The organism is Tateyamaria sp. Alg231-49 (assembly GCF_900143535.1).
Lineage (GTDB): Bacteria > Pseudomonadota > Alphaproteobacteria > Rhodobacterales > Rhodobacteraceae > Tateyamaria.
In genome coordinates, this window is sequence record NZ_FRFA01000019.1 from 49,091 (window position 1) to 69,956 (window position 20,866).

Below are 20,866 nucleotides of genomic sequence, written 5' to 3' on the forward strand. Positions count from 1 at the left end.
TGCGGTGTGGTTGCCTTTGATCCATGGAATTTGACACATCCACCTCTTTCGCGGTGATCGCAGACATCCACGGCAATGCCGATGCGCTGAGCGCTGTCCTGTCGGATATTGATGCACACGGCATTGCGACCATCCTGAACCTTGGCGATCATTTCAGCGGTCCTTTGGCGGCGGCCGAAACGGCGGGTCTGCTCGCAAGCCGGGAGATGATCAGCATTCGCGGCAACCATGACCGTTGGTTGATCGAACAGGACCGCGCCCACATGGGTGCGTCAGATGCCGCCGCCTTTGATCAATTGCGCCCGCAGGATTTTGACTGGCTGCGCCGCCTGCCTGCAACCCGCAGTTTTGGGCAGTCCGTGTTTATGTGCCACGGCACACCGGACAGTGACACCACCTATTGGCTTGAAACGGTATTGGGCGATGGCACTGTCGCACCAAACAGCCGCGAACAGATCGAGGAGGCGGGGGCGGGCGTGGATTGCCAGTTGATCCTGTGTGGTCACACGCATCTGGCGCGCATGGTGCGTTTGAACGATGGGCGCGTCATCGTAAATCCGGGAAGTGTCGGTCTCCCTGCCTATGACGATGACGCGCCGGTGCCTCATGTGGTCGCGACCGGGTCAAGTGAGGCGCGCTACTGTATTGTGCAGTCAATGGACGGGACGTGGGACGTGACCTTTCGCGCGGTGCCGTATGACACAGCGCGCATGTCACAGATGGCACGCGATGCCGGGCGTCTCGACTGGGCGCGGGCTGTTGCAACGGGATGGCTTTGAGATTCAGGCATCCTGTGGGTCGTCCATTGCTTGACGCGGTTGCACCAATCAGCAAGGTTTAAGGCGCAGAAGAATGATCACGTATCATGGACGAACGGACGTGCCCAAAAGGGGCACGGGCAGGGCGTTTCGATAGTACTCGACAAAATCTGTCGATTATGATTGATCTGCGCGAAACTTGGTCCAAGTAGAGGGCTGATAAAAAAGATCGGGCGGAGGTTTCGTGTCACTCTTCATTCTAGTCGCGTTGCCCTTTTTGGGGGCTTTGCTGCCCGGTCTCATGAATTCGGCCGGGCGCTCCGCGTGTGCGGGTGTGACATTCACCGTATCGCTCACGGCTTTCATCGGATTGCTGACCAATCTGCCCAGTGTGCTGGCCGGAGAAGTGGTGACCGCCCGCGTCGACTGGATGCCAGTCTTGGGGCTGAACTTTACCCTGATGCTGGACGGGCTTGGGTTCTTCTTTGCTTTGCTGATCCTTGGGATCGGTTTGTTGATCATCGCCTATGGGCGCAACTACCTCAGCCGCGAAGACAACATGGGCCAGTTCTTTACCTATCTGCTGCTCTTTCAGGGCGCGATGGTGGGGATCGTTCTGTCTGATAACGTATTGCTTTTGCTTATTTTCTGGGAACTGACATCGCTGTCATCCTTCCTGCTTATCGGCTATTGGAAACACCTGCCCGAAGGGCGACAGGGCGCACGAATGGCCCTCACTGTGACCGGTATGGGCGGGCTTGCCATGATCGGCGGTATGCTGATCCTCGGCCAGATCGTGGGCAGCTATGACCTGTCCGTGATCCTGCAAAACCGTGAACTCATTCAGGCCGACCCGCTTTATCTCCCGGCTCTGATCCTGATCTTGCTGGGCTGCTTCACCAAGTCTGCGCAGTTCCCGTTCCACTTCTGGCTGCCGCACGCAATGGCGGCGCCGACCCCTGTGTCGGCCTATTTGCACTCGGCCACGATGGTGAAAGCGGGCATTTTCCTGATGGCCCGCATGTGGCCGGTTTTGTCCGGCACGCCGGAATGGTTCGTGATCGTCACGACAGCCGGTCTCGTCACCATGTGTATCGGGGCGGTGATTGCGCTGTTCAAACACGACCTCAAGGCGCTTTTGGCCTTTTCGACCGTCAGTCATTTGGGTTTGATCACCATGCTTTTGGGCACGGGTACTGCCTTTGGTGCGATGGCGGCGATGTTCCACATCCTGAACCACGCGACGTTCAAGGCTGCGCTGTTTATGTCCGCAGGGATTATCGATCACGAGGCACACACGCGCGATATTCGCCGTCTGGGTGGTTTGCGCACGCTGATGCCAGTGACCTTCGTGATAGCGACGCTTGCGGCCCTATCCATGGCGGGCATTCCTCTTCTGAACGGGTTCCTGTCCAAGGAAATGATGCTGGAAGAGGCGAACCACACCGTTCTGTTCAACGTGCCCTGGCTGGTTCCTGTGCTGGCGACAGTCGGATCGGTGTTTTCAGCCGCCTACTGTTTCCGCCTGATCGGGCATACGTTCTTTGGCCCTGTGCGCGATGACTATCCGGCCAAGCCGCATGATCCTCCGGCCGGTCTGTGGATGCCTCCTGCAATTTTGGTGGTGTTGGTGGTTGTGATCGGGGTGGCTCCGTTTCTGGCCGAGCCCTTTGTCAAACTGGTCACGGCCTCTGTTCTGGGGGGCGAGGCGGAAGTGCCCAAAGCCTATTTCAAGATATGGCACGGCCTTGTGCCCGCGCTTTACATGTCCATCATCGCCACGGTGGGCGGCCTGATCCTTCTGATGGTGTTCAAGCCGGCCTTGCGTATCTGGGATGGCGCCCCACGCCCGGAAGCCAAAGTAATCTTCGAGGCGATTGTCGAGGCTGCGGCTACGCTGGCGCAAAAGCTGATCCTGCCGCTGCACAATGGCGCGTTCTCGCGCTATGCCGCCATCGGGTCGGTCGCCATCATCGGGGCAGGCTTTCACGCTTGGAGTACGGGGCAAGTCGGCCCCGCTACCCGCACGGCACAAGCCGCAGACCCTGTGGCCATTGCGGGCTGGGGTATGCTTGTGGCGGCGACGGTTGGTCTTGTGTTCCTACACCGCAATCGCCTGTTGTCGCTGATCCTAATCGGCATCGTTGGGTTGATGGTTTCCATCGGCTTTGTCTTCTTCAGCGCGCCTGATCTGGCTATGACGCAGTTCACGGTCGAAGTGGTGACAATCATCCTGCTGCTGCTTGCGCTCAACTTCCTGCCGAAAACGACGCCGGTCGAAAGCTCGGTCTTGCGGCGCGTCCGCGATGTGGCTGTGGCTGTTGCGGGCGGTGTTGCGACATTCGGGATCGCCTATCACTTTCTGCTGCGCGATGCGGTCACGACGCCTATTTCCGAATTCCACCTTGCCAATTCTTACAAGGGCGGTGGCGGCACAAACGTCGTCAACGTGATCCTTGTCGATTTCCGGGGCTTTGACACTTACGGCGAGATTATCGTGCTCGGCATTGCGGCCCTGCTGATCTACGCGCTGACGCAATCCCTGCTGGGTGGACCAGTGCGGGCGCGTTTGCTGAACCGCAAACCGGATCAGCCGCGGGCAGGGGATATGCACCCGATGATGATGGTGGTCCTGACGCGGGTGATCATGCCGGTCGTGATGATGGTCGGTTTTTACATCTTCCTGCGCGGGCATAATGAACCCGGCGGAGGCTTCATCGCAGGGCTTATCGTGTCGATCGGCGTGGTGATGCAGTACATGGCGAGCGGGTTCAACTGGGCGTCGGCGCGCTTGCACTACCCCTATCACGGGGTGATCGGCGCAGGCGTGCTGGTTGCGGGCCTTACAGGCATTGGGTCGTGGTTCGTGAACAAACCGTTCCTCACTTCGGACTTTACGTATGTGCGCATCCCGCCCTTCGAGAAATTCGAGCTGGCCACCGCAGCGCTGTTTGATGTCGGCGTGTTCCTTGCCGTTGTCGGCGCCGTGATGCTGTCGCTTGAAAGCTTCTCGCGTTTGGCGCGCCGCGCCCACGAACCAGAGACGGAACACCCCATGGACATCGACCCCTCGCGGGATGTCGAAGATGCGAAAGGGGCCGTGTAAGATGGAACTGCTTGTCGCCTCTGCCATCGGTATCATGACAGCCGCCGGGCTTTATCTGCTGCTGCGCCTGCGCACGTTTCCGGTGATCCTTGGGATTTCACTGCTGACCTATGCGGTGAACGTTTTCCTATTTGCCTCTGGGCGCCTGACGATTGGGGCACCCCCGGTCTTGCGCGACGATATGACCGTTTATTCTGATCCTCTGCCGCAGGCGTTGGTGCTGACGGCCATCGTGATCTCGTTCGGTATGACGGCGGTGGTCGTGATGATCGGTCTTGGTGCCTTTCTTGGATCAAACGACGATCACGTCGATGATCAGCCGGAGGACACACAATGACCCACTGGTTGATTGCACCCGTTGTTCTACCTGCAATGCTGGCGCCGTTTATCGTGCTGGCCGCACGCTATCACATTGGCATCCAGCGCGCGTTTTCTGTGGCTGGGGTTGTGGCGCTGATCGTGATTTCAGCTGCACTGGCGTGGAATGCCTCTGACGGCACGGTTGAGATTTACCAGCTTGGGGATTGGGCCGCACCATTCGGGATCATCCTAGTGGGGGACAGCCTTTCGACACTGATGGTTCTGCTCACGGCGGTGCTGGCCTTGTGCGTTCTGCTTTATGCCATCGGGTCAGAGTGGGATGACAGGGGCACGCACTTCCATGCCTTGTTCCAGTTCCAGTTGATGGGGATCATGGGCGCGTTTCTGACAGGCGATTTGTTCAACCTCTTTGTTTTCTTCGAAGTGCTGTTGATCGCGTCCTATGGCCTGATGATCCATGCCGGCGGCACAGCGCGACTGCGGGCAGGGGTGCAGTATGTGCTGTTCAACCTGATTGGCTCGACCTTGTTCCTGTTCGCGCTTGGCTCAATCTACGCCGAGACCGGGACCCTCAACATGGCGGACCTCGCGGCGCGCGTGGCGCTTATTGATCCGGCGGAAACCGTTGGGATACGGGTCGCCTCTGTCCTGCTGCTTCTGGTCTTTGCGATCAAGGCTGCTGTGGTGCCGCTGCACTTCTGGTTGCCCTCCAGCTATGCCGAGGCACCGGCCCCGGTCGCGGCCCTGTTTGCGATTATGACCAAAGTGGGCGGCTACGCGATCATCCGCGTCTACACATTGATCTTCCCGCCGGATGTGGAGGTCACGTCAGGCCTGCACGATCTGTGGTTGCTGCCCGCCGCACTTGCGTCACTGGCGATCGGGATGATTGGGGTGCTGGCGGCCAAACGGCTGGACCGCCTCGTGGCTTTCGCGGTCATCGGGTCCATGGCGATGGTGATGGTTTCGATCGCACTCTTTACTCCGACTGGCATCGCAGCAGCCCTGTACTACATCGTGCATTCGACCCTTGCGGCGGCGGCCTTGTTCCTGATTGCGGACCTTGTGCGCACGGGGCGGGGCAACGTCGAACTGACTGCGCAAGCGCCAATGGCAGGCGCTGCGCTTACGGCTGCGTTGTTCTTTATCGGCGCGATTGCGATGGCGGGTCTACCGCCCTTGTCGGGGTTCATTGGCAAGCTCTTGGTGCTGGATGCTGCGTTTGACACGGACATGATGGTGTGGGTCTGGATCATCGTTCTCTGTTCCAGCCTGATCAGTATCCTCGGCTTTGCACGCGCAGGCAGTGTTCTGTTCTGGAAGGCGCACAGTGTCACCCATTCAGAAGATGATTTGGTCATGCCGCGCCCCACGACTCTGTCCTATGTGGCAGTCGGCGCATTGATCGGTTTGTTGACCCTGCACACGGTCTTTGCGGGTCAGGTACACGGGTACACCACACGGATTGCGGCCACGCTGTTCGAACCAACCGCTTATAGCAATGCGGTGCTGAATACGCCCGGAAAACTCTCCAAACCCAAGAAAGAGGAGGAGCACTGATATGGCCCGTCGCGCCTTTTTCTGGCTGCTGCCACACCCTTTTCTGACCATCCTTTTGGCGGTGGTGTGGATCCTGCTGCAAAACGAGTTTTCCGCAGGCATGGCTGTCTTTGGTTTGATCCTTGGAATCCTGATCCCGTGGGGCACGTCGATCTGGTGGCCCGACACGCCAAGTGGATTTCATGTGGGCAGGATGTTCAGCTATTCGCTGATGGTGATTTGGGACATCATCAAGGCCAATATCGAGGTGGCGTGGATTGTTCTGTCGGTGTCCAATGACAAGTTGAAACCTGCATGGATCGTGGTGCCTCTTGATTTGGTGCAGCCCGAAGCGATCACCATTTTGGCAGGCACCATCACTCTGACACCCGGCACCGTTTCGGCGGACCTGTCGGACGAAGGCCACAGCCTGCTGGTCCACGTGCTGCACACCGATGACCCGGATTCGGTGCGGGATGAGATCAAGACCCGCTATGAGGCCCGCCTGAAGGAGATTTTCACATGAGTTCCGCGACTGGCATCATAGACATCGCCGTGATGATCACCTTTTGCGCACTGGCATTGGGTCAGACCCTTTCGATGGTCCGCCTTGTGTTGGGTCCCAGCTATGGCGACCGCATCCTTGCGCTGGATACGATGGTGATCAATTCGCTGGGCCTTGTTGTTGTGTTGGGCATTCATCAAGGCGTGCAGATCTATTTCGAGGTTACGCTATTGATCGCCATGCTTGGCTTTGTCTCGACCGTTGCGCTGGCGCGGTTCCTGCTGCGGGGGGACATCATCGAATGACCGGACAGATCATCGCGACATATGCCGCCGCCCTTAGCCTTTTGATCGGGTCAGGATTCATCATGGTTGGGGTCATTGGCCTGTTGAAATTCAACGACCCGATGACCCGCCTGCATGCGCCGACCAAGGTGGGTACAATCGGGATCGGGATGTTGCTACTTGCGTCACTTTTGCACTCTTATGCGATTGGTGGCTCATCCATGCACGAACTGCTGATTATGGCGTTCCTCTTTGTGACGGCGCCTGTATCCGCGAATTTCATCGCCAAGGTGAACATTCATCAGCGCAGTTGCTCCACGCCTCCTGAACCACCAGAGGACGACACGTGGTCCACGTTGAATTCCCCGGAAGGCGACGTTGAGGACACAGCCTCGCAAAAGGGCTAGTGGCAGGCATGTACGCCCTATTTGTTGTATTGGGCGCCAAATCCTGAGCAAAAGCGGGGCATGTGCCTAAAGATTGGGCGGATTCGCGTGGTCTGTATGGCTGTATCCCGCAAATTCATTGTGCATAGCCCATTACCGCACGCAGTCTAAACATGCAGGATGTCTAGGGTTCCGCCTCATGTCAGAGGGTCAGGTCCAAGAGACATCGCTGGCCGGGCGCACCCGGTTGGTACACGGCGGGGCAAAATCCCGGGAGGCTACTGCGCAGGTTTGACCCGCGCTCCGCATGCCCATCCACGCGGTCAATCCATCCTTTAAACAAATGGGGACTGACCGATGAAGAAATTTGCAACACTCACCTCTGCGGCGCTTTTGCTGGCCAGTACGGCCATGGCGGATGGACATGTCAAAACAGAATTCAAGATGGCGTGGACCATCTATGTGGGCTGGATGCCATGGGGCTATCTGGAAGACAGCGGCATCATGGACAAATGGGCCGCCAAATATGAAATCGACGTCGAGATCGTGCAGATCAACGACTATATCGAAGGGATCAACCAGTTCACGGCAGGCGCATTTGATGCAGTAGGGGCCACCAACATGGACGCGCTGTCGATCCCGGCGGGTGGCGGTGTGGACACCACGACACTGATTGTGGGCGATTATTCAAACGGCAATGACGCGATCATTATCAAGGGCGAAGGCGATGTGTCATCGCTCGCGGGGAAAACGGTCAACCTCGTTGAATTGTCTGTATCTCACTACCTTCTGGCCCGCGCCCTTGCCAGCGCTGGTCTGTCCGAACGTGACCTTGAAGGGCTTGTGAACACTTCGGATGCCGACATGATCGCAGCCTATGCGACGGACGACGTGACACATCTGGTCACATGGAACCCGATGGCCGCCGAAATCCTTGCCGATCCGGTCGCCAACAGCGTCTATGACAGCTCGGACATTCCCGGCGAAATCGTGGACATCATGTGGGCCAACACCGAAGTGCTGGAAGCCAATCCAGCGTTCGGGAAGGCTGTCGCAGGGGCTTGGTTCGAAGTGATGGAACTGATGGCAGCAGGAGATGAAGAGGTGCTGACAGCCATGGCCGAAGCGTCGGGTACCGACCTTGCAGGGTACAAAGCACAGCTTGCCGCGACCGAGATGTTTTATACCCCGGCCGAGGCTGTCGCCTTCACCGAATCCGAAGAGCTAAAGACAACGATGGTCAGTGTGGCCGAGTTCCTCTTTGAGAACGGGATACTGGGCGAGGGCGCTCCATCGCCAGACTTTGTTGGTGTCGAATACCCAGATGGGACGATCACCGGAGATTCCAGCAACGTCAAACTGCGTTTCGACACCACGTATATGCAAATGGCCGCCGACGGCGCGCTGTGATGAAAGCTGGCCTGCTACGCGTGGCTGTGGCGGGCCCCTGATATGCGATTGATCAACATCACTCCTGGCCGAGCACTGACGGCATTCCTCGTGCTGCTGCCCTTTGCGCTTGTGCTGATCGCCTATGCGATTGGATCGGACATTCGGCTGACGGCGAACCCGTCAGACAAGCTGCTGCCCGCCCTCAGCACCATTGGCGACACAATGGTGCGTCTGACAACCGAAGGCGACAGGCGCACTGGTGATATATTGTTCTGGGTGGACACGTGGGCAAGCCTTAAACGGCTTGGCATTGGGATCGGAATTTCGGCGGCGCTTGGCCTGCTCTTTGGCTTGGCGATCGGCTTGCTGCCACTGGTGCGCAGCACGCTCAAACAGTTTGTTGCGGTCTTGTCGATGATTCCGCCGCTGGCGCTGCTGCCCATTCTTTTCATTGTGTTTGGCCTTGGCGAGCTTTCCAAGGTGGTGCTGATTGTCGTGGGGACGCTGCCCTTTATCATTCGTGATCTTAGCCAGCGCACCATCGAAATCCCGCAAGAACTGCTGGTCAAGGCACAGACCCTTGGGGCCTCCACATGGGTGATCGCCATCCGCGTGGCCTTGCCGCAAATCATGCCGCGTCTCATTCAGGCAGTCCGCCTGTCGCTGGGCCCCGCTTGGCTGTTCCTGATCGCGGCCGAGGCCATTGCGTCAGACGCAGGCCTTGGCTACCGCATCTTTCTGGTGCGCCGCTATCTCGCCATGGATGTGATCCTGACCTACGTGATCTGGATCACACTGTTGCCCTTCCTCATCGGCTGGGGGCTGCGCTACGCCGCGCGCCGCTTCTTCCCTTGGGCGGAGGAGGGGTTGTGAGCTTCGTCTCTGTCAAAAACGTATTCCAAACCTATGGCACCCGGCCCATCATCGAACGGGTAAACGTCGAGGTGGAAGAGGGCGAGTTCATCTCCATCGTTGGGGCGTCTGGCTGTGGTAAGTCCACCTTTCTGCGCCTGCTTTTGGCGCAAGAACGACCCACACGCGGTGAAATCAGCATTGCTGGCGCGCCGCCGGCGCGCGAACCGGGCCTCGACCGGGGTATCGTCTTTCAGCGCTACTCCGTTTTCCCTCACATGAGCATCCGCGACAACATTGTGGCCGGCGAGTCGTTTCGCCGGGGGTGGGGCCGGTTCTGGGGCGCAGAGCGCAAGGCGGCACAGGCCCGCGCGGATGAGACACTGGCGCGGATCGGGTTGGATCATGTGGCCGACCAATACCCGGCAACCTTGTCGGGCGGCATGCAGCAACGCCTTGCCATCGGACAGGCCCTTGTTGCACGCCCGCGCGTGCTGCTGCTTGATGAACCCTTTGGCGCGCTGGACCCCGGCACGCGCATCGCCATGCACGATTTTCTGACGGACCTGCGGGCCGAGACCGGCATGACCGTATTCATGGTCACCCACGATCTGGAAGAAGCGTTCAAGCTGGGCGACCGGGTTCTGGTCTTTGATAAACCCCGCTGGGACCCGCAGGACCCCAATCTGAACGGGGCCACAATCACCTATGATTTTGACGCCCGCAACGGCGGCATCCCGTTTCAAACCTTGAAGGAGGAAACCCATGTTCTTGAAGAACACTGAGCGGACACGCTCGCACCATCCGCACGATCATTCGAGCACAGAGGCGCGACACCACCACCCGGATCTGACCAAACTGCGCGGTTGGAAGGCGATGCAGGCCGAGGGCGATTTGCCCGAGACGGGCTGGGATCAGGAGCGCAAATGGGCGTTGCGCATGGGCTTGACCGGTGCGGATAGCATCGAAGACAAGTCGATCCCAACCTTTGCGCGCGGCGAGTTGCCCCACTACGCAGGCATCAACACTTTTCTGAAAGCGCCTTATGCAGAGGACGTCACCGAGGTGCAGCACTATGATGCCACCGTGCTGGGTATTCCTTTTGACGGAGGCACGACCTACCGCGCAGGCACGCGGTTCGGCCCGCAGGGCGTGCGCAAAATCTCAGCGCTTTATACGCCTTACAACTATGAAATGGCGGTGGACCTGCGCGAACAGATGACCCTGTGTGATGCGGGCGATGTGTTCACTATCCCGGCCAATATCGAAAAGACGTTCGATCAGATCACCCGCGGGGTGAGCCATGTGGCCTCGTCCGGATCGCTGCCCATCATGATCGGCGGGGATCACTCGATTGGGTTCCCGTGCGTGCGCGGCATAGCGCAGTGCACATCGAAGAAAATCGGGATCATTCACTTTGATCGGCATGCAGATATTCAAGAGAAAGATCTGGATGAGCGCATGCACACAACCCCATGGTTCCATGCGACAAACATGGACAACGTGCCTGCCAAAAACCTTGTGCAGATCGGTATTGGTGGCTGGCAGGTTCCGCGCGAGGCGGTGAAGGTTGCACGCGAACGCGAGACCAACATCATCACCATGGGTGACATGGAAAAGATGGGCATCGATAAGACCGTCGAGATGGCGCTGGAAATGGCGTGGGACGGCGTAGATATGGTGTACCTGTCCTTTGACATCGACAGCATTGATTGCGGATTTGTGCCTAGAACCGGTTGGCCCGAACCGGGTGGCTTCCTACCACGCGAAGCGCTCGCCTTGGTCTCCAAGGTCGCGGCCGAAGGGATCTGCGGCATGGAACTGGTTGAGGTCGCTCCGCCCTATGACCAATCCGAAATCACCGCCCTCATGGGCACGCGCGTGATTGTGGATGTTCTGGGCAGTCTCGTTGCAAGCGGCAAGATGGGCGATCACAAGCGTCACATGGACAAGCCCGTCGAAATCCCCCACGGCGAGTTTGAAGGAAAGCGGTGGTCCAATGCCACATGATCACGCGCATGGCGCGCACAGCCATTCCCACGACCATCAGCACCACCATGACTACGGGCACAGCCACACGCATGGTCCAGGACATAACCACGACCACCCGGATCACATGCATTCCCACATGCATGCTGTTGATGATGCGGCAGAATTACAGGTCCTGACCGACCAGTTTATCGACGGCTTCGTGGCTGCCAAGGACAAGATGTCTTACCTGCGTATCGCCGGTGTCCCGCTGGAAATTGACGCCCCCGGCGGCGGTCCCAAGATGAAACTGGTCGATGTCACTCTGACCACCGAATGGCAGGTGGGCACGGCTTCACCGTCCTTTGGTTCGCGCGAGCTTAGCTACATGCCATATCCGGGCGAGATGGTGACCGAGCGTACCAATATGGGTCTCATCTACGTCTCGCTCGAGACCAAGCAGGTCACGGACCTGCGAAGCTTTATTCAAAACCACCCTGCATCCGGAAAGGATTATGTATGAAACCGATGCTCACTTTGATTGCCGCCGTCGCAACCACACCCGCGCTGGCACACCCTTCTCTGGCGCCGCATGCGCATAACGAGGCAACAGCGTTTTCACCGATGGCTGCGATTGTCGCCTTGGCACTGGTCGGGGCCGTCGCGATTGCCGCGCCCCATCTGCGAAACGCTATGATGCGTGCGACAGCGCGCTAATCACACCGCGTAGTTCGGCCAACCCCCGCAAACGTCCAATCAAAGGATATCCGGGGATCATCTCTTGGCTGAGGTCGGACAGCATGTGATGCCCATGATCCGGGCGAAAGGGGATCAAATGGTCGGCGCGCCCTTGGGCGCGTCGACGTTTTTGTTCGTCAAGCAAGACCTGCACAAGGGTCACCATATCGGTGTCGCCCTCCAGATGCGCGGCCTCTTCAAATGACCCATCGGGGTCCTTGGCGACGTTGCGCAGATGGGCAAAGTGGATGCGATCGGCAACTTTGGCTGCGATGGCGGGCACGTCGTTCTTGGGGTTCGCGCCAAGCGAGCCGGAACAGAGCGTGATCCCATTGGCGGGGCTGTCATAGGCGCCAAGCACCCAATCCAGATCGTCGCCATCGGACACAATCCGCGGCAGGCCCAGAATGTCCCTGGGTGGGTCATCCGGGTGAACGCACAAACGCATGCCAAGCTCTTCGGCAGCTGGGATAACTTCATCAAGGAAGCGTTTGTAATTGCTCCGCAATACGTCTCGGTCAATTCCTTCGTAGGCGCTAAGGGCATCGCGTAACCCTGCCAGGTCATAGCGATCAAATGCGCCGGGCATGCCCGCCATGATCGAGCCGAGCAAGGCTTCGCTATCCGCCTCTGACGCCTGCTGAAACCACACTGCGGCTTTGGCCCGCACGTCTTCGGGGTAGTCGTCTTCGGCGGCGCTGCGCCCCAGCATATGGATTTCAAACGCGGCCATGCGCGTGGCCTCAAACCGCAGACAGGTCGCCCCGCCAGCCACTGGAGCGGTCAGGTCGGTCCGCGTCCAATCCAGCAGCGGCATAAAATTGTAGCAGATCGTGTGAACGCCGTTGGCGGCGAGGTTGGCCATGGATTGCCGATAATTTGCGAAGAGCTTGGAAAGGTCACCATCTCCGCGCTTTATCCGCTCATGCACAGGCAAGCTTTCTACAACGACCCACTCAAAGCCGGCATCTGTGATATGGGCCTTGCGCGCAGCGATTGTATCCGTGGGCCAGACCTCACCATATGGGATTTCGTGCAGGGCGGTGACGATCCCGGTGGCCCCAGTCTGCGCGATGTCGCTCAGAGGGATGGTGTCGAGGTCACCGTACCAACGCCAGCTTTCGATCATCCGTTGTGCTCCTCAAGGGCCTTGCGTGCACCGAGTGTCCAAAGGCGCCATGCGGCCTCAGTCACGGGGGTGCGCAGTTGGGTGGCCAGATCTGTGGGAAAAACCTCAGCAACGGAGAGGAGGGCGGCCACCTTGTCTTCCACACTGTCCTGCGCCGTTGAGATATCAAACAGATGCGCTGCCATCGGGTCGCGCACATCAATAACCTGACCTGCTTCATCGACGCCGCTGACGTAGCGCATCCATGCGGCCACACCGAGGCTCAGGGCCTCAATCGAGCGGCCTGCGCTGATGTTGTCGGCAATGGTTCCGAGCAGGCGTTGCGGCAGTTTCTGACTGCCATCCATCGCGATCTGCCATGTGCGGTGCTGAATCGCGGGATTGGCATAGCGCGCGAACAGCGCGTCCGCATAGGCGTTGAGGTCGACGCCATCGGGCGGCGTCACAGCAGGCATAATCTCGGCCCACAGACGGTGCACAAACGCGGCGAACACCGGGTCGGCGACGGTGGCCGCGATGGTGTCATGCCCGGCGAGGTAACCGGTATAGGCCAGCGCGGAATGGGTCCCGTTCAGCATGCGCAACTTCATCTGCTCGTGGGCGCTCACATCCGCGACCATCTCGGCGCCGGCTGCCGCCAAATCAGGGCGTGCACCGTTCACAAAGTCATCCTCAATCGCCCATTGAGAAAAGGGTTCGTGCAATACGGGCGCGCCGCCGGGTTTGCCGGTGCGTTCCGCAATCCGGTCAATGTCAGCCTGCGTGGTTGCTGGCGTGATCCGGTCCACCATGGTCGAGGGAAACCGCCCCTGTTCGGCGACCCAGTCCGCCAGATCGGGGTCGATCTGGCGCGCCAAATCAAGCACCACGGCGCGCACCAGCTTGCCATTGTCGGGCAGATTGTCACAACTTAGCACGGTAAAGGGCGGATGCCCGGCCGCGCGGCGCATTTGCAGCGCACGCACCAGAAAGCCGGGGGCAGAGACGGGCCGTGAGTTTTTCAGATCCGCCTGAATATCCGGATGGTCAAGGTTCAGGGCCCCGGATGCTGGATTATGACAGTACCCTTTTTCTGTGACGGTCAGAGACACGATCTTGATCGCTGGATCAGCCATGGCAGCCAAAACTTGGCCGGGGTCCTCTGGCGCAACAAGAACATCGTTTAGCACATTGATCTTGCGGATGTCTTCGCCCTCAGGTGCCAGGGTGATCGACGCATAAGACCAGTCGTGGCTGCGCAAAGCGTCGCGGGTTGCAGGGCTGCGCAAGGACACACCGACAATACCCCAATCCCCACCGGATGCGGCCATGGCGTCGGCCACGTAGACACAGCCAAACGCGCGGAAAAACGCGCCAAGACCAAGGTGTACGATGCCGGATGCAGGACGGGTCATTTCAGCATCACCTGATCGGTGTAAGGGGCGGAAAAATTTAGGTATTCAGTCATAGTTTGTATGCCGTTTTTGCCAATCGATAGGTCAGGTCGTGGGCGACTTCGACTGCTTCTTGGAGGTCCAGTCGTCCGGTTCGCACCAATCCGGCCAGAAACGCACAGTCGACACGACGGGCCACATCGTGACGCGCGGGGATTGAACAGAAGGCCCGTGTGTCGTCGTTGAACCCGACGGTGTTGTAAAAACCCGCCGTTTCGGTCGCCATTTCGCGAAAGCGCAACATGCCCTCATAGCTGTCGTGAAACCACCACGGTGGCCCAAGTTTCAGGGCGGGATAAACTCCGGCCAACGGCGCCAATTCACGCGAGTAGGCGGTTTCGTCCAGTGTAAAGATGATCACCGTCAGATCGCTGCGCCCGCCATAAGCGCTGAGCAGTGGGCGCAGCGCCGTCACGTAATCCGTGCGGGTCGGGATGTCATAGCCCTTGTCGCGTCCAAAGCGCGCAAAGACTTCCCCTGAATGGTTGCGTGCCGAACCGGGATGGATTTGCAGAACCAGCCCGTCCTCAAGGCTCATCCGCGCCATTTCGGTCAGCATATGGCCGCGGAAACAGTCTGCTTCATCTGCGCTGCATTTGCCTTGCAGGGCCTTGGCGAACAGCGCGGCTGCCTCGTCTTGTGGCAAGTCTTCGGTGCGGGCGGTGGCATGGCCGTGATCGCTGGCTGTTGCTCCGTATTCTTTGAAAAACGCCCGCCTCGTGCGGTGTGCAGCCAGGTAGCCCGTCCAGGTGGTTGCATCCTCGCCCGTCAATGCGCCCAGTTGGGCGACATTGTCGGCAAAGCCCGCGAATTCCGGATCCACAACAGCGTCCGGGCGATAGGTGGTCGTGACCCGGCCCGTCCAATCGCTGTCCTGAATCATCTTGTGCCAGCGCAAATCGTCCAGCGCGCTTTCAGTGGTCGCAATCGCTTCGATGTAAAACTGCTCAAACAGGGCACGGGGGCGAAAGGCTTCTTCGCTAAGGCGCGCGGCGATCTGGTCATAGATGGCGTCGGCATTGTGCTCGGCAAGCCTTTCGGTCACTCCAAACACCTCTTGGAATGCGTGGTCGATCCACAACCGCGACGGGGTGGCGCGAAAGAGGTGGTAGTGTTTGGCAAAGAGCCGCCAGATTTTGCGCGGATCCGTTTCGACCGGACCGCCATCAACGCGCGGCACGCCAAGATCCTCAAGCGCGACTCCCTGCGAATGCAGCATCCGGAACACATAGTGGTCCGGCGTCACAAACAGCTCTGCCGGGTTCGCAAAGGCGACGTTTTCGGCAAACCAGCGTGGATCCGTGTGCCCGTGCGGGCTGATGATCGGCAGATGTTTGATCTGGGCATAAAGGTCGCGCGCGATGGCGCGCGTGCCCGGGTCTGGCGGAAACAGCCGATCTTCGTCCAACAGCGCCATGATGTCCCCCTTTTTCGCGGAAACTGACAGGGAGTTGCGCGGGGTACAAGTCGGGCGTGGGGGTTGCCCACAAAAACAGTGCCACGCGCCATTGAGATTGGCGAGCTGGCGATCGCCGCTTATGTTCTGCAAGAGTTGATCGGAGCCCATCCCATGCCGCACATTTCCCGCCGCGATTTGATCGTTAGTGCCGCGGCCCTTTGCGCCAACCCTGCTTTTGCGCAGCCCCCCTCATGGGAGACCATCGTGGAACGCGCCCGCACGCTTGATCAATGCCACGCGATTGCGGTGCATTACGACAGTGTCGCTGTGGTTTCTGAACAGTTTCGCGGGCCCGCGCTCGGGCGTCTGGTTCCGATCAAATCCGTGTCCAAGACCATCGTCGCCGCGCTGACCGGGGCGGCCATTGATCGCGGTGAAATCCCATCCATGCAGGCCACACTGGCAGAAGTTGCACCCAATTTGATCCCGCGCGGCGCTGATCCGCGTGTCGGCACGATCACCGTCGAAAACCTTGTCACCATGCAAGCGGGGCTCGAGCGGACATCTGGTGCCAATTACGGTGGCTGGGTCAGCAGCAACGATTGGGTGGCAAACGCATTGTCGCGCCCCTTTGTTGCCGAACCGGGCGCGCGGATGCTCTATTCCACGGGGTCGTTTCATGTGCTTGGTGCGGTTCTGTCTGAAGTGTCGGGCGACACCTTGCTGGGCCTTGCCCGCCAACGCCTTGGCCGCCCCTTGGGCATCGAAATCCCAGCGTGGACGCGCGATCCGCAAGGGCGCTATCTGGGCGGTAACGAAATGGCGCTAAGCCTGCCGGGCATGGTGCGTTTTGGCGAGATGTACCGGCAAGGCGGGATGTGGGAGGGCACACAGGTGCTAAACCGAACGTGGGTCGCCCAATCTTTGCGGCCTGTGACGCGGTCGCCGTTTTCGGGCCTCGCTTATGGATATGGTTGGTTTTTGGGGCGTTCGGGGGGCACGGAATACGGGCTTGCGCGGGGCTATGGGGGACAGATCATCTGTATCTCACCCGACCTAGGGCTGACCGTGGCCATCACCTCGGACCCAACCCGACCCGCACGCAGCGCGGGGTATTTCGGCGACCTCAAAGCGCTGATCGAGGGCGCAATTTTACCTGTCGCGCGCCAAGAACGAACGTAGCGTCGTGCCTGCGAATTGATCAACTGGGACGGGTTGGGCAAGTCAGTCTGGTCGAAATCCTTGCCCCAACGCTGGATTGAGCCCAGACTTGACCTCATGCTGATCCGTCTGTTGCTGTTTTTGCTGCTTTCCACACCACTGCTTGCTCAGTCGCAACGCGAGGCGGGCTTGGAGCTGGTGCTGCTTGCGGATGCCTCTGGGTCAATTGATCCCGACGAACTGGCGTTCCAGCGGCAAGGCTACGCGCTGGCCATCACCGACCCGGCAGTGGTCGCAGCCATTCAGAATTCGATCTACGGCAATGTGGCCGTGACCTATGTGGAGTGGGCCAGCAACAAAGCCGTTGTGGTGCCGTGGATGATCGTGGACGGGCCGGACACGGCCGAGGATTTCGCCACCGCGCTCATTGGCCCACCGCGTCAGGCCTATGGCAGCAACGCCATAGGTGGCGCCCTTTTGGACGCCAAACGGTTGATCGAACAGAATGACATCTTTGCCCCGCGCGCGGTCATCGATTTTTCCGGCGACAGCATCCGCAACTCCTCCGGCCCAGGCATCGCGCAAGCCCGGGCAGAAGTGCTTGCCGCAGGGATCACAATCAATGCTCTGCCAATCCTGCGCCCTGAGGATGGCAGGCGGGCAGGGGCCAATCTGGAAGAGGAATATGCCACCCGGATTATCGGTGGCCCCGGCGCGTTCATGGTCACCGCCGAAGGGCGCACCAGTTTCGCAGAAACCGTGCGCCGAAAATTGGTGCTGGAGATTTCAGGACTGACGCCTGACACCTATCGGACAGCGTTGAGCGACAAGGCCCAAGCATCGTCCCCGTAAACGCGGTTATCGCTCGGCCAATTCCGGGTGCAGATACGCCTGCGGATAAGGCATAGGAGCAATCGGCCCTTTGGGCACCACGTTGTTCCAAGATCGCCCGAAGTACCCCTGTTTGCAGTGAAGAAGCGATCCGCTTTCTGCCACGCCGGGCAACGCATAAACCCGACACAGCCAGCGCCACAGGTTGGGATAATCTAGGATGCGCGCCCCGTTCAGTTTCATCCTGATGTAATAGATCGGGTCATGACGATAGAGCGTTGGAAACAGACGTAAATCAGCTTCGGTAAATGTCTCTCCCGTCAAGAATGACCTCCCGTCCCTCAGTCGGTTTTCCAATTGCGACAGCATCTCAAAATAGGTGTCAAAGGCGGTGTCGTAGACATCCTGGTTGCCTGAGAAACCTGCCTTGTAAGACCCGTTGTTAATGGCCACATAGATCGCCGCATTCAGGGCATCAATGTCCCTGCGCAAGTCCTCATGCGCGGGCCCCAATGGATACAACGCAGGCAGGCTGTCATCACTGAGAGTGCTGCCAAGCCCGCGCGCTTGAGCCCCCAACATCCGCACAATTTCTGCGCTCTCATTGGAAACGATTGTCTGTGTCTTCTTGTCGTAGAGCACCGGAACCGAGCGTTCTTCCGACCCTTCGGCGGCATAGATATCGCGTACCAACCTCCGTGCGTGGCCCGTGGCTGTTTCAAACGTGCATTCGGGCAATGGCGCTCCGGTCGCACTGGCCAGACGGTCAGGCGCAAACTCCCACAGGTTGGGGCCTGCCGGATCATCTTCGCCGGTCCGGTTGGGAAAGGCGACGTCCAGTGTGATGCTGTCTTGCAGCCCCAGAACATTGCGCGCCAGAGTCACGCGGTGGCACCACGGACAATTCAGCGCCACATGCAGGTGATAACGGCCGGGTTCCGCAGGGTAGGTCGCATTTTCTCCGATTACATCGCGAAAGCCACTGACGCCGCGTACAAATTCGCCTTGCGCGCGCCGGTCGGCGGCATCGCTTTGATCTTCTTCTTTGGAGGTATCGATCGGCATTGGGGTACTCTCAGGCGTAAGACCCCTAAGGAGTAAACCCGATCACAATTCCTTCCCAGCCCGCATTTCCGCCAGTCGGATGTGCATATTGGCACCAATCTGCGCGATAGGAGACGGGGGCAGGCGCGACGGAGCGTCGGCGGCGAGAGCTCTTTCGAGCGCGGGCGAGGTGATGCCCAACGACAGATCAGCCGCCAACCCACCGGCAAGCGTGCCCTTTGCCGTGCCCAGACCGTTCTGGCAGCAGGCCGAATAAAGCCCAACGTCCAGCTCACCGATCACTTGCACGCCGTTTCGGCTCAGGCACAATCGCCCGCCCCAGCGATGCTCCATGTCGACCCCTTTCAACTGCGGGAAACGGGCCGCAAAGGCCCGGTCGTGATCTTGGGCGACGCGCGCGATGCGGCGCCCATCCACCTCCATCTTCGGATCAAAGGTGAATCGGTTGCGTATCACGATCCTGTCCCCACCCGTGCCAGAAATGCGGCGCACCGTGGTGCCCATGGGGTCGGCAGGGGTCAGGCCCCAAATGCGGCGGCCACCCAGCCGTGCGATCTCATCCTCGCTCAACGCGCGGGTCATGGAGGCATAGGTAAACACATGCATCAACTGCCCCTGCATATAGCCAAAGCTGTTGAGATGCCCGTTCACGGCCATGATCACGCGAGGTGCAATCACTTGCCCTTTGGGGGTGCGGGCCACCCAGTCTCCTTTGCGCTCAAGCGAAATGACGGGGCTGTTTTCATGGATCGTCACCCGGTTCGAGGCAAGGCCCGCCGCCACACCGCGCACGAACATGGCCGGTTGGATCATGGCCGAGCCGGGCGTGAACAAACCGCTTTGGTAGAACTGTGTGCCGGTGATGTCCTGCATCTGTTGGCTGTCCAGCAATTCAAACGGCTCGTCCATCGCGCTCAGATGCTTGGCAAAATCCGTATTGTGCACGGCCCCTTTGGCGGTGGCCGCACCGTTTATTTTGCCGGACAGCGTGAACGCCTCATTGCTCAGCCCGTACTCTTGGGCCATGGCGGCCGCGTGCGCGATGCCTTGCCGGTTGTCCTTGGTTTGCGCAATGTCGCCTTCCAGTGCCCCGCCATAGTCGTCCGAGGTCAGATCATGGGGGAGGTCGATCATAAAGCCCGAGTTGCGCCCAGCTGGCCCATCGCCAACCCGCACCGCATCCAGCACGACAATGCGTGCTCCCGGCGCCTCTTTGGACAGTCGGTGCGCGGCGGCCAATCCGGCATAGCCTGCGCCAATCACCAGCCAGTCGGCTGTGATCGACGCTTCCAGGCGGTTTGCAGGTGCTGGGTCTTCCAGTAGTCGGTTCCAAGCCGCTGGGCCTGGGTCGCGGGGTAGGCGGCGTACCCTCATGGGTTCACATCCAGAGGAAGTGACATATGCAGATGCGGACCAATTCCATGGGCTCTGTCCAAATGCGGTACGCGGGTTTCGATCTCAACTTCGAAACCTTTATGACGATAAAAATCGACCGCCGCATTGTCCGCTGACACATCCAGAGAGATGTGCGTGCAGCCGGAATCGCGAGCGCGCTCTTCGGCCGTTTTCAGCAGGTGCGATGCAATACCTTGCCCTTGCGCAGACGCTGCAGTTGACAGTTCCAGAATGTAATATGCGCCCGTGCGCGGGACGGGGAATAGACGATCCATCCACTCCAGCGCGTCGTTCAGGTGTGCCGCATCTGCTTGCGCAAGGTTCTGTGTTTGCAGATCCTGTGCGGCCTCAAAGTTCGGCCCATACTCATCCCATTTATGTCCAACGAGCAGGCCTATGACGGACGCCCCATCCATGACAGTGAAGGCTTGTCTATGGCTGAGAAGGCCGCGTGTCGCTGGCCATTCGGCGCGCAAGATGTTTAGCAGCACGTCGCGCGTGCGAAACATGAACGCGTTTAGTTTTGGATCGGTGTTCCATAGCAAGTCAGCCAGTCGTTCTGGTGCGATACTGGCGTCTGCGGGTTCGACTGAATGCACCACGC

At 59.3% G+C, this 20,866-nt stretch carries 21 protein-coding genes and 1 riboswitch; of the genes, 15 read left to right on the forward strand and 6 right to left on the reverse strand.

Features of this window, described 5'->3' with window-relative positions; translation table 11 throughout:
* The first annotated feature begins 23 nt into the window (after positions 1-23).
* The 13 genes from DHN60_RS19525 (at position 24) to DHN60_RS19585 (ending at position 11,828) form a co-directional block, all read left to right on the forward strand.
* Entirely contained in the window at positions 24-779 is a 756-nt protein-coding gene (locus DHN60_RS19525; protein WP_108838999.1) for a metallophosphoesterase, read from the forward strand.
* Between the two features lie 223 nt (positions 780-1,002).
* A complete protein-coding gene (locus DHN60_RS19530) occupies positions 1,003-3,864 on the forward strand; it encodes a monovalent cation/H+ antiporter subunit A (protein WP_108839000.1) in 2,862 nt (953 codons plus the stop codon).
* A 1-nt stretch (position 3,865) separates the two neighbouring features.
* Entirely contained in the window at positions 3,866-4,201 is a 336-nt protein-coding gene (locus DHN60_RS19535; RefSeq protein WP_108839001.1) for a Na+/H+ antiporter subunit C, read from the forward strand.
* Entirely contained in the window at positions 4,198-5,745 is a 1,548-nt protein-coding gene (locus DHN60_RS19540) for a monovalent cation/H+ antiporter subunit D (RefSeq protein ID WP_108839002.1), read from the forward strand. Before DHN60_RS19535 ends, DHN60_RS19540 begins: the two co-directional genes overlap by 4 nt.
* Position 5,746: 1 nt before the next feature.
* Complete coding sequence (locus DHN60_RS19545) at positions 5,747-6,250, forward strand: Na+/H+ antiporter subunit E (protein ID WP_108839003.1); 504 nt, start codon at positions 5,747-5,749, stop codon at positions 6,248-6,250.
* Complete coding sequence (locus tag DHN60_RS19550; RefSeq protein WP_108839004.1) at positions 6,247-6,534, forward strand: K+/H+ antiporter subunit F; 288 nt, start codon at positions 6,247-6,249, stop codon at positions 6,532-6,534. Before DHN60_RS19545 ends, DHN60_RS19550 begins: the two co-directional genes overlap by 4 nt.
* Complete coding sequence (mnhG, locus tag DHN60_RS19555) at positions 6,531-6,920, forward strand: monovalent cation/H(+) antiporter subunit G (protein WP_108839005.1); 390 nt, start codon at positions 6,531-6,533, stop codon at positions 6,918-6,920. The genes DHN60_RS19550 and mnhG overlap by 4 nt, the downstream gene beginning before the upstream one ends.
* A gap of 152 nt (positions 6,921-7,072) precedes the next feature.
* A riboswitch (guanidine-I (ykkC/yxkD leader) is annotated at positions 7,073-7,178 on the forward strand.
* A 78-nt stretch (positions 7,179-7,256) separates the two neighbouring features.
* Positions 7,257-8,309 (forward strand): putative urea ABC transporter substrate-binding protein, encoded by a 1,053-nt coding sequence (locus DHN60_RS19560; protein ID WP_108839006.1) that lies wholly within the window; start codon positions 7,257-7,259, stop codon positions 8,307-8,309.
* Between the two features lie 42 nt (positions 8,310-8,351).
* On the forward strand, positions 8,352-9,164 hold the full coding sequence (locus tag DHN60_RS19565) for an ABC transporter permease (RefSeq protein ID WP_108839007.1): 813 nt from the start codon (positions 8,352-8,354) through the stop codon (positions 9,162-9,164).
* Positions 9,161-9,928 (forward strand): ABC transporter ATP-binding protein, encoded by a 768-nt coding sequence (locus DHN60_RS19570; RefSeq protein ID WP_108839008.1) that lies wholly within the window; start codon positions 9,161-9,163, stop codon positions 9,926-9,928. Before DHN60_RS19565 ends, DHN60_RS19570 begins: the two co-directional genes overlap by 4 nt.
* Complete coding sequence (locus DHN60_RS19575; protein WP_108839009.1) at positions 9,909-11,153, forward strand: agmatinase family protein; 1,245 nt, start codon at positions 9,909-9,911, stop codon at positions 11,151-11,153. The genes DHN60_RS19570 and DHN60_RS19575 overlap by 20 nt, the downstream gene beginning before the upstream one ends.
* A complete protein-coding gene (locus tag DHN60_RS19580) occupies positions 11,143-11,634 on the forward strand; it encodes a hypothetical protein (RefSeq protein ID WP_108839010.1) in 492 nt (163 codons plus the stop codon). Before DHN60_RS19575 ends, DHN60_RS19580 begins: the two co-directional genes overlap by 11 nt.
* Complete coding sequence (locus DHN60_RS19585; protein ID WP_108839011.1) at positions 11,631-11,828, forward strand: hypothetical protein; 198 nt, start codon at positions 11,631-11,633, stop codon at positions 11,826-11,828. Before DHN60_RS19580 ends, DHN60_RS19585 begins: the two co-directional genes overlap by 4 nt.
* Here DHN60_RS19585 and uxuA read toward each other — a convergent pair.
* From uxuA to uxaC, 3 genes are read right to left on the reverse strand one after another with little or no spacing between them, the layout of a single operon-like run.
* Complete coding sequence (uxuA, locus tag DHN60_RS19590; protein ID WP_108839012.1) at positions 11,803-12,978, reverse strand: mannonate dehydratase; 1,176 nt, start codon at positions 12,976-12,978, stop codon at positions 11,803-11,805. The genes DHN60_RS19585 and uxuA overlap by 26 nt on opposite strands.
* The gene (locus tag DHN60_RS19595; protein ID WP_108839013.1) at positions 12,975-14,372 is read right to left on the reverse strand and encodes a mannitol dehydrogenase family protein; all 1,398 of its coding nucleotides are present in this window, start codon (positions 14,370-14,372) and stop codon (positions 12,975-12,977) included. The genes uxuA and DHN60_RS19595 overlap by 4 nt, the downstream gene beginning before the upstream one ends.
* 49 nt (positions 14,373-14,421) lie before the next feature.
* Positions 14,422-15,828, reverse strand: coding sequence for a glucuronate isomerase (gene uxaC / locus DHN60_RS19600; RefSeq protein WP_108839014.1), 1,407 nt, complete (start codon positions 15,826-15,828; stop codon positions 14,422-14,424).
* A gap of 153 nt (positions 15,829-15,981) precedes the next feature.
* Between uxaC and DHN60_RS19605 the strand changes: the two genes are divergently transcribed.
* Together DHN60_RS19605 and DHN60_RS19610 are read left to right on the forward strand one after the other, a co-directional pair.
* Positions 15,982-16,992 carry a serine hydrolase gene (locus DHN60_RS19605; protein WP_108839030.1) on the forward strand — a complete coding sequence of 337 codons (1,011 nt, stop codon included), beginning with the start codon at positions 15,982-15,984 and terminating at the stop codon, positions 16,990-16,992.
* 96 nt (positions 16,993-17,088) lie between these two features.
* Entirely contained in the window at positions 17,089-17,823 is a 735-nt protein-coding gene (locus DHN60_RS19610) for a DUF1194 domain-containing protein (protein ID WP_108839015.1), read from the forward strand.
* Positions 17,824-17,829: 6 nt separating this feature from the next.
* Here DHN60_RS19610 and DHN60_RS19615 read toward each other — a convergent pair whose 3' ends face one another.
* Genes DHN60_RS19615 through DHN60_RS19625 form a run of 3 tightly spaced genes read right to left on the reverse strand, consistent with a single transcriptional unit; the run spans position 17,830 to position 20,864 of the window.
* Positions 17,830-18,867: a glutathione S-transferase C-terminal domain-containing protein gene (locus DHN60_RS19615; protein WP_108839016.1), complete on the reverse strand. Its 1,038-nt coding sequence runs from the start codon at positions 18,865-18,867 to the stop codon at positions 17,830-17,832.
* 42 nt (positions 18,868-18,909) lie between these two features.
* Positions 18,910-20,241, reverse strand: a complete 1,332-nt coding sequence (locus DHN60_RS19620; RefSeq protein WP_108839017.1) for an FAD-binding oxidoreductase — start codon at positions 20,239-20,241, stop codon at positions 18,910-18,912.
* Positions 20,238-20,864 (reverse strand): N-acetyltransferase, encoded by a 627-nt coding sequence (locus tag DHN60_RS19625; protein ID WP_108839018.1) that lies wholly within the window; start codon positions 20,862-20,864, stop codon positions 20,238-20,240. The genes DHN60_RS19620 and DHN60_RS19625 overlap by 4 nt, the downstream gene beginning before the upstream one ends.
* Between the last annotated feature and the right edge of the window lie 2 nt (positions 20,865-20,866).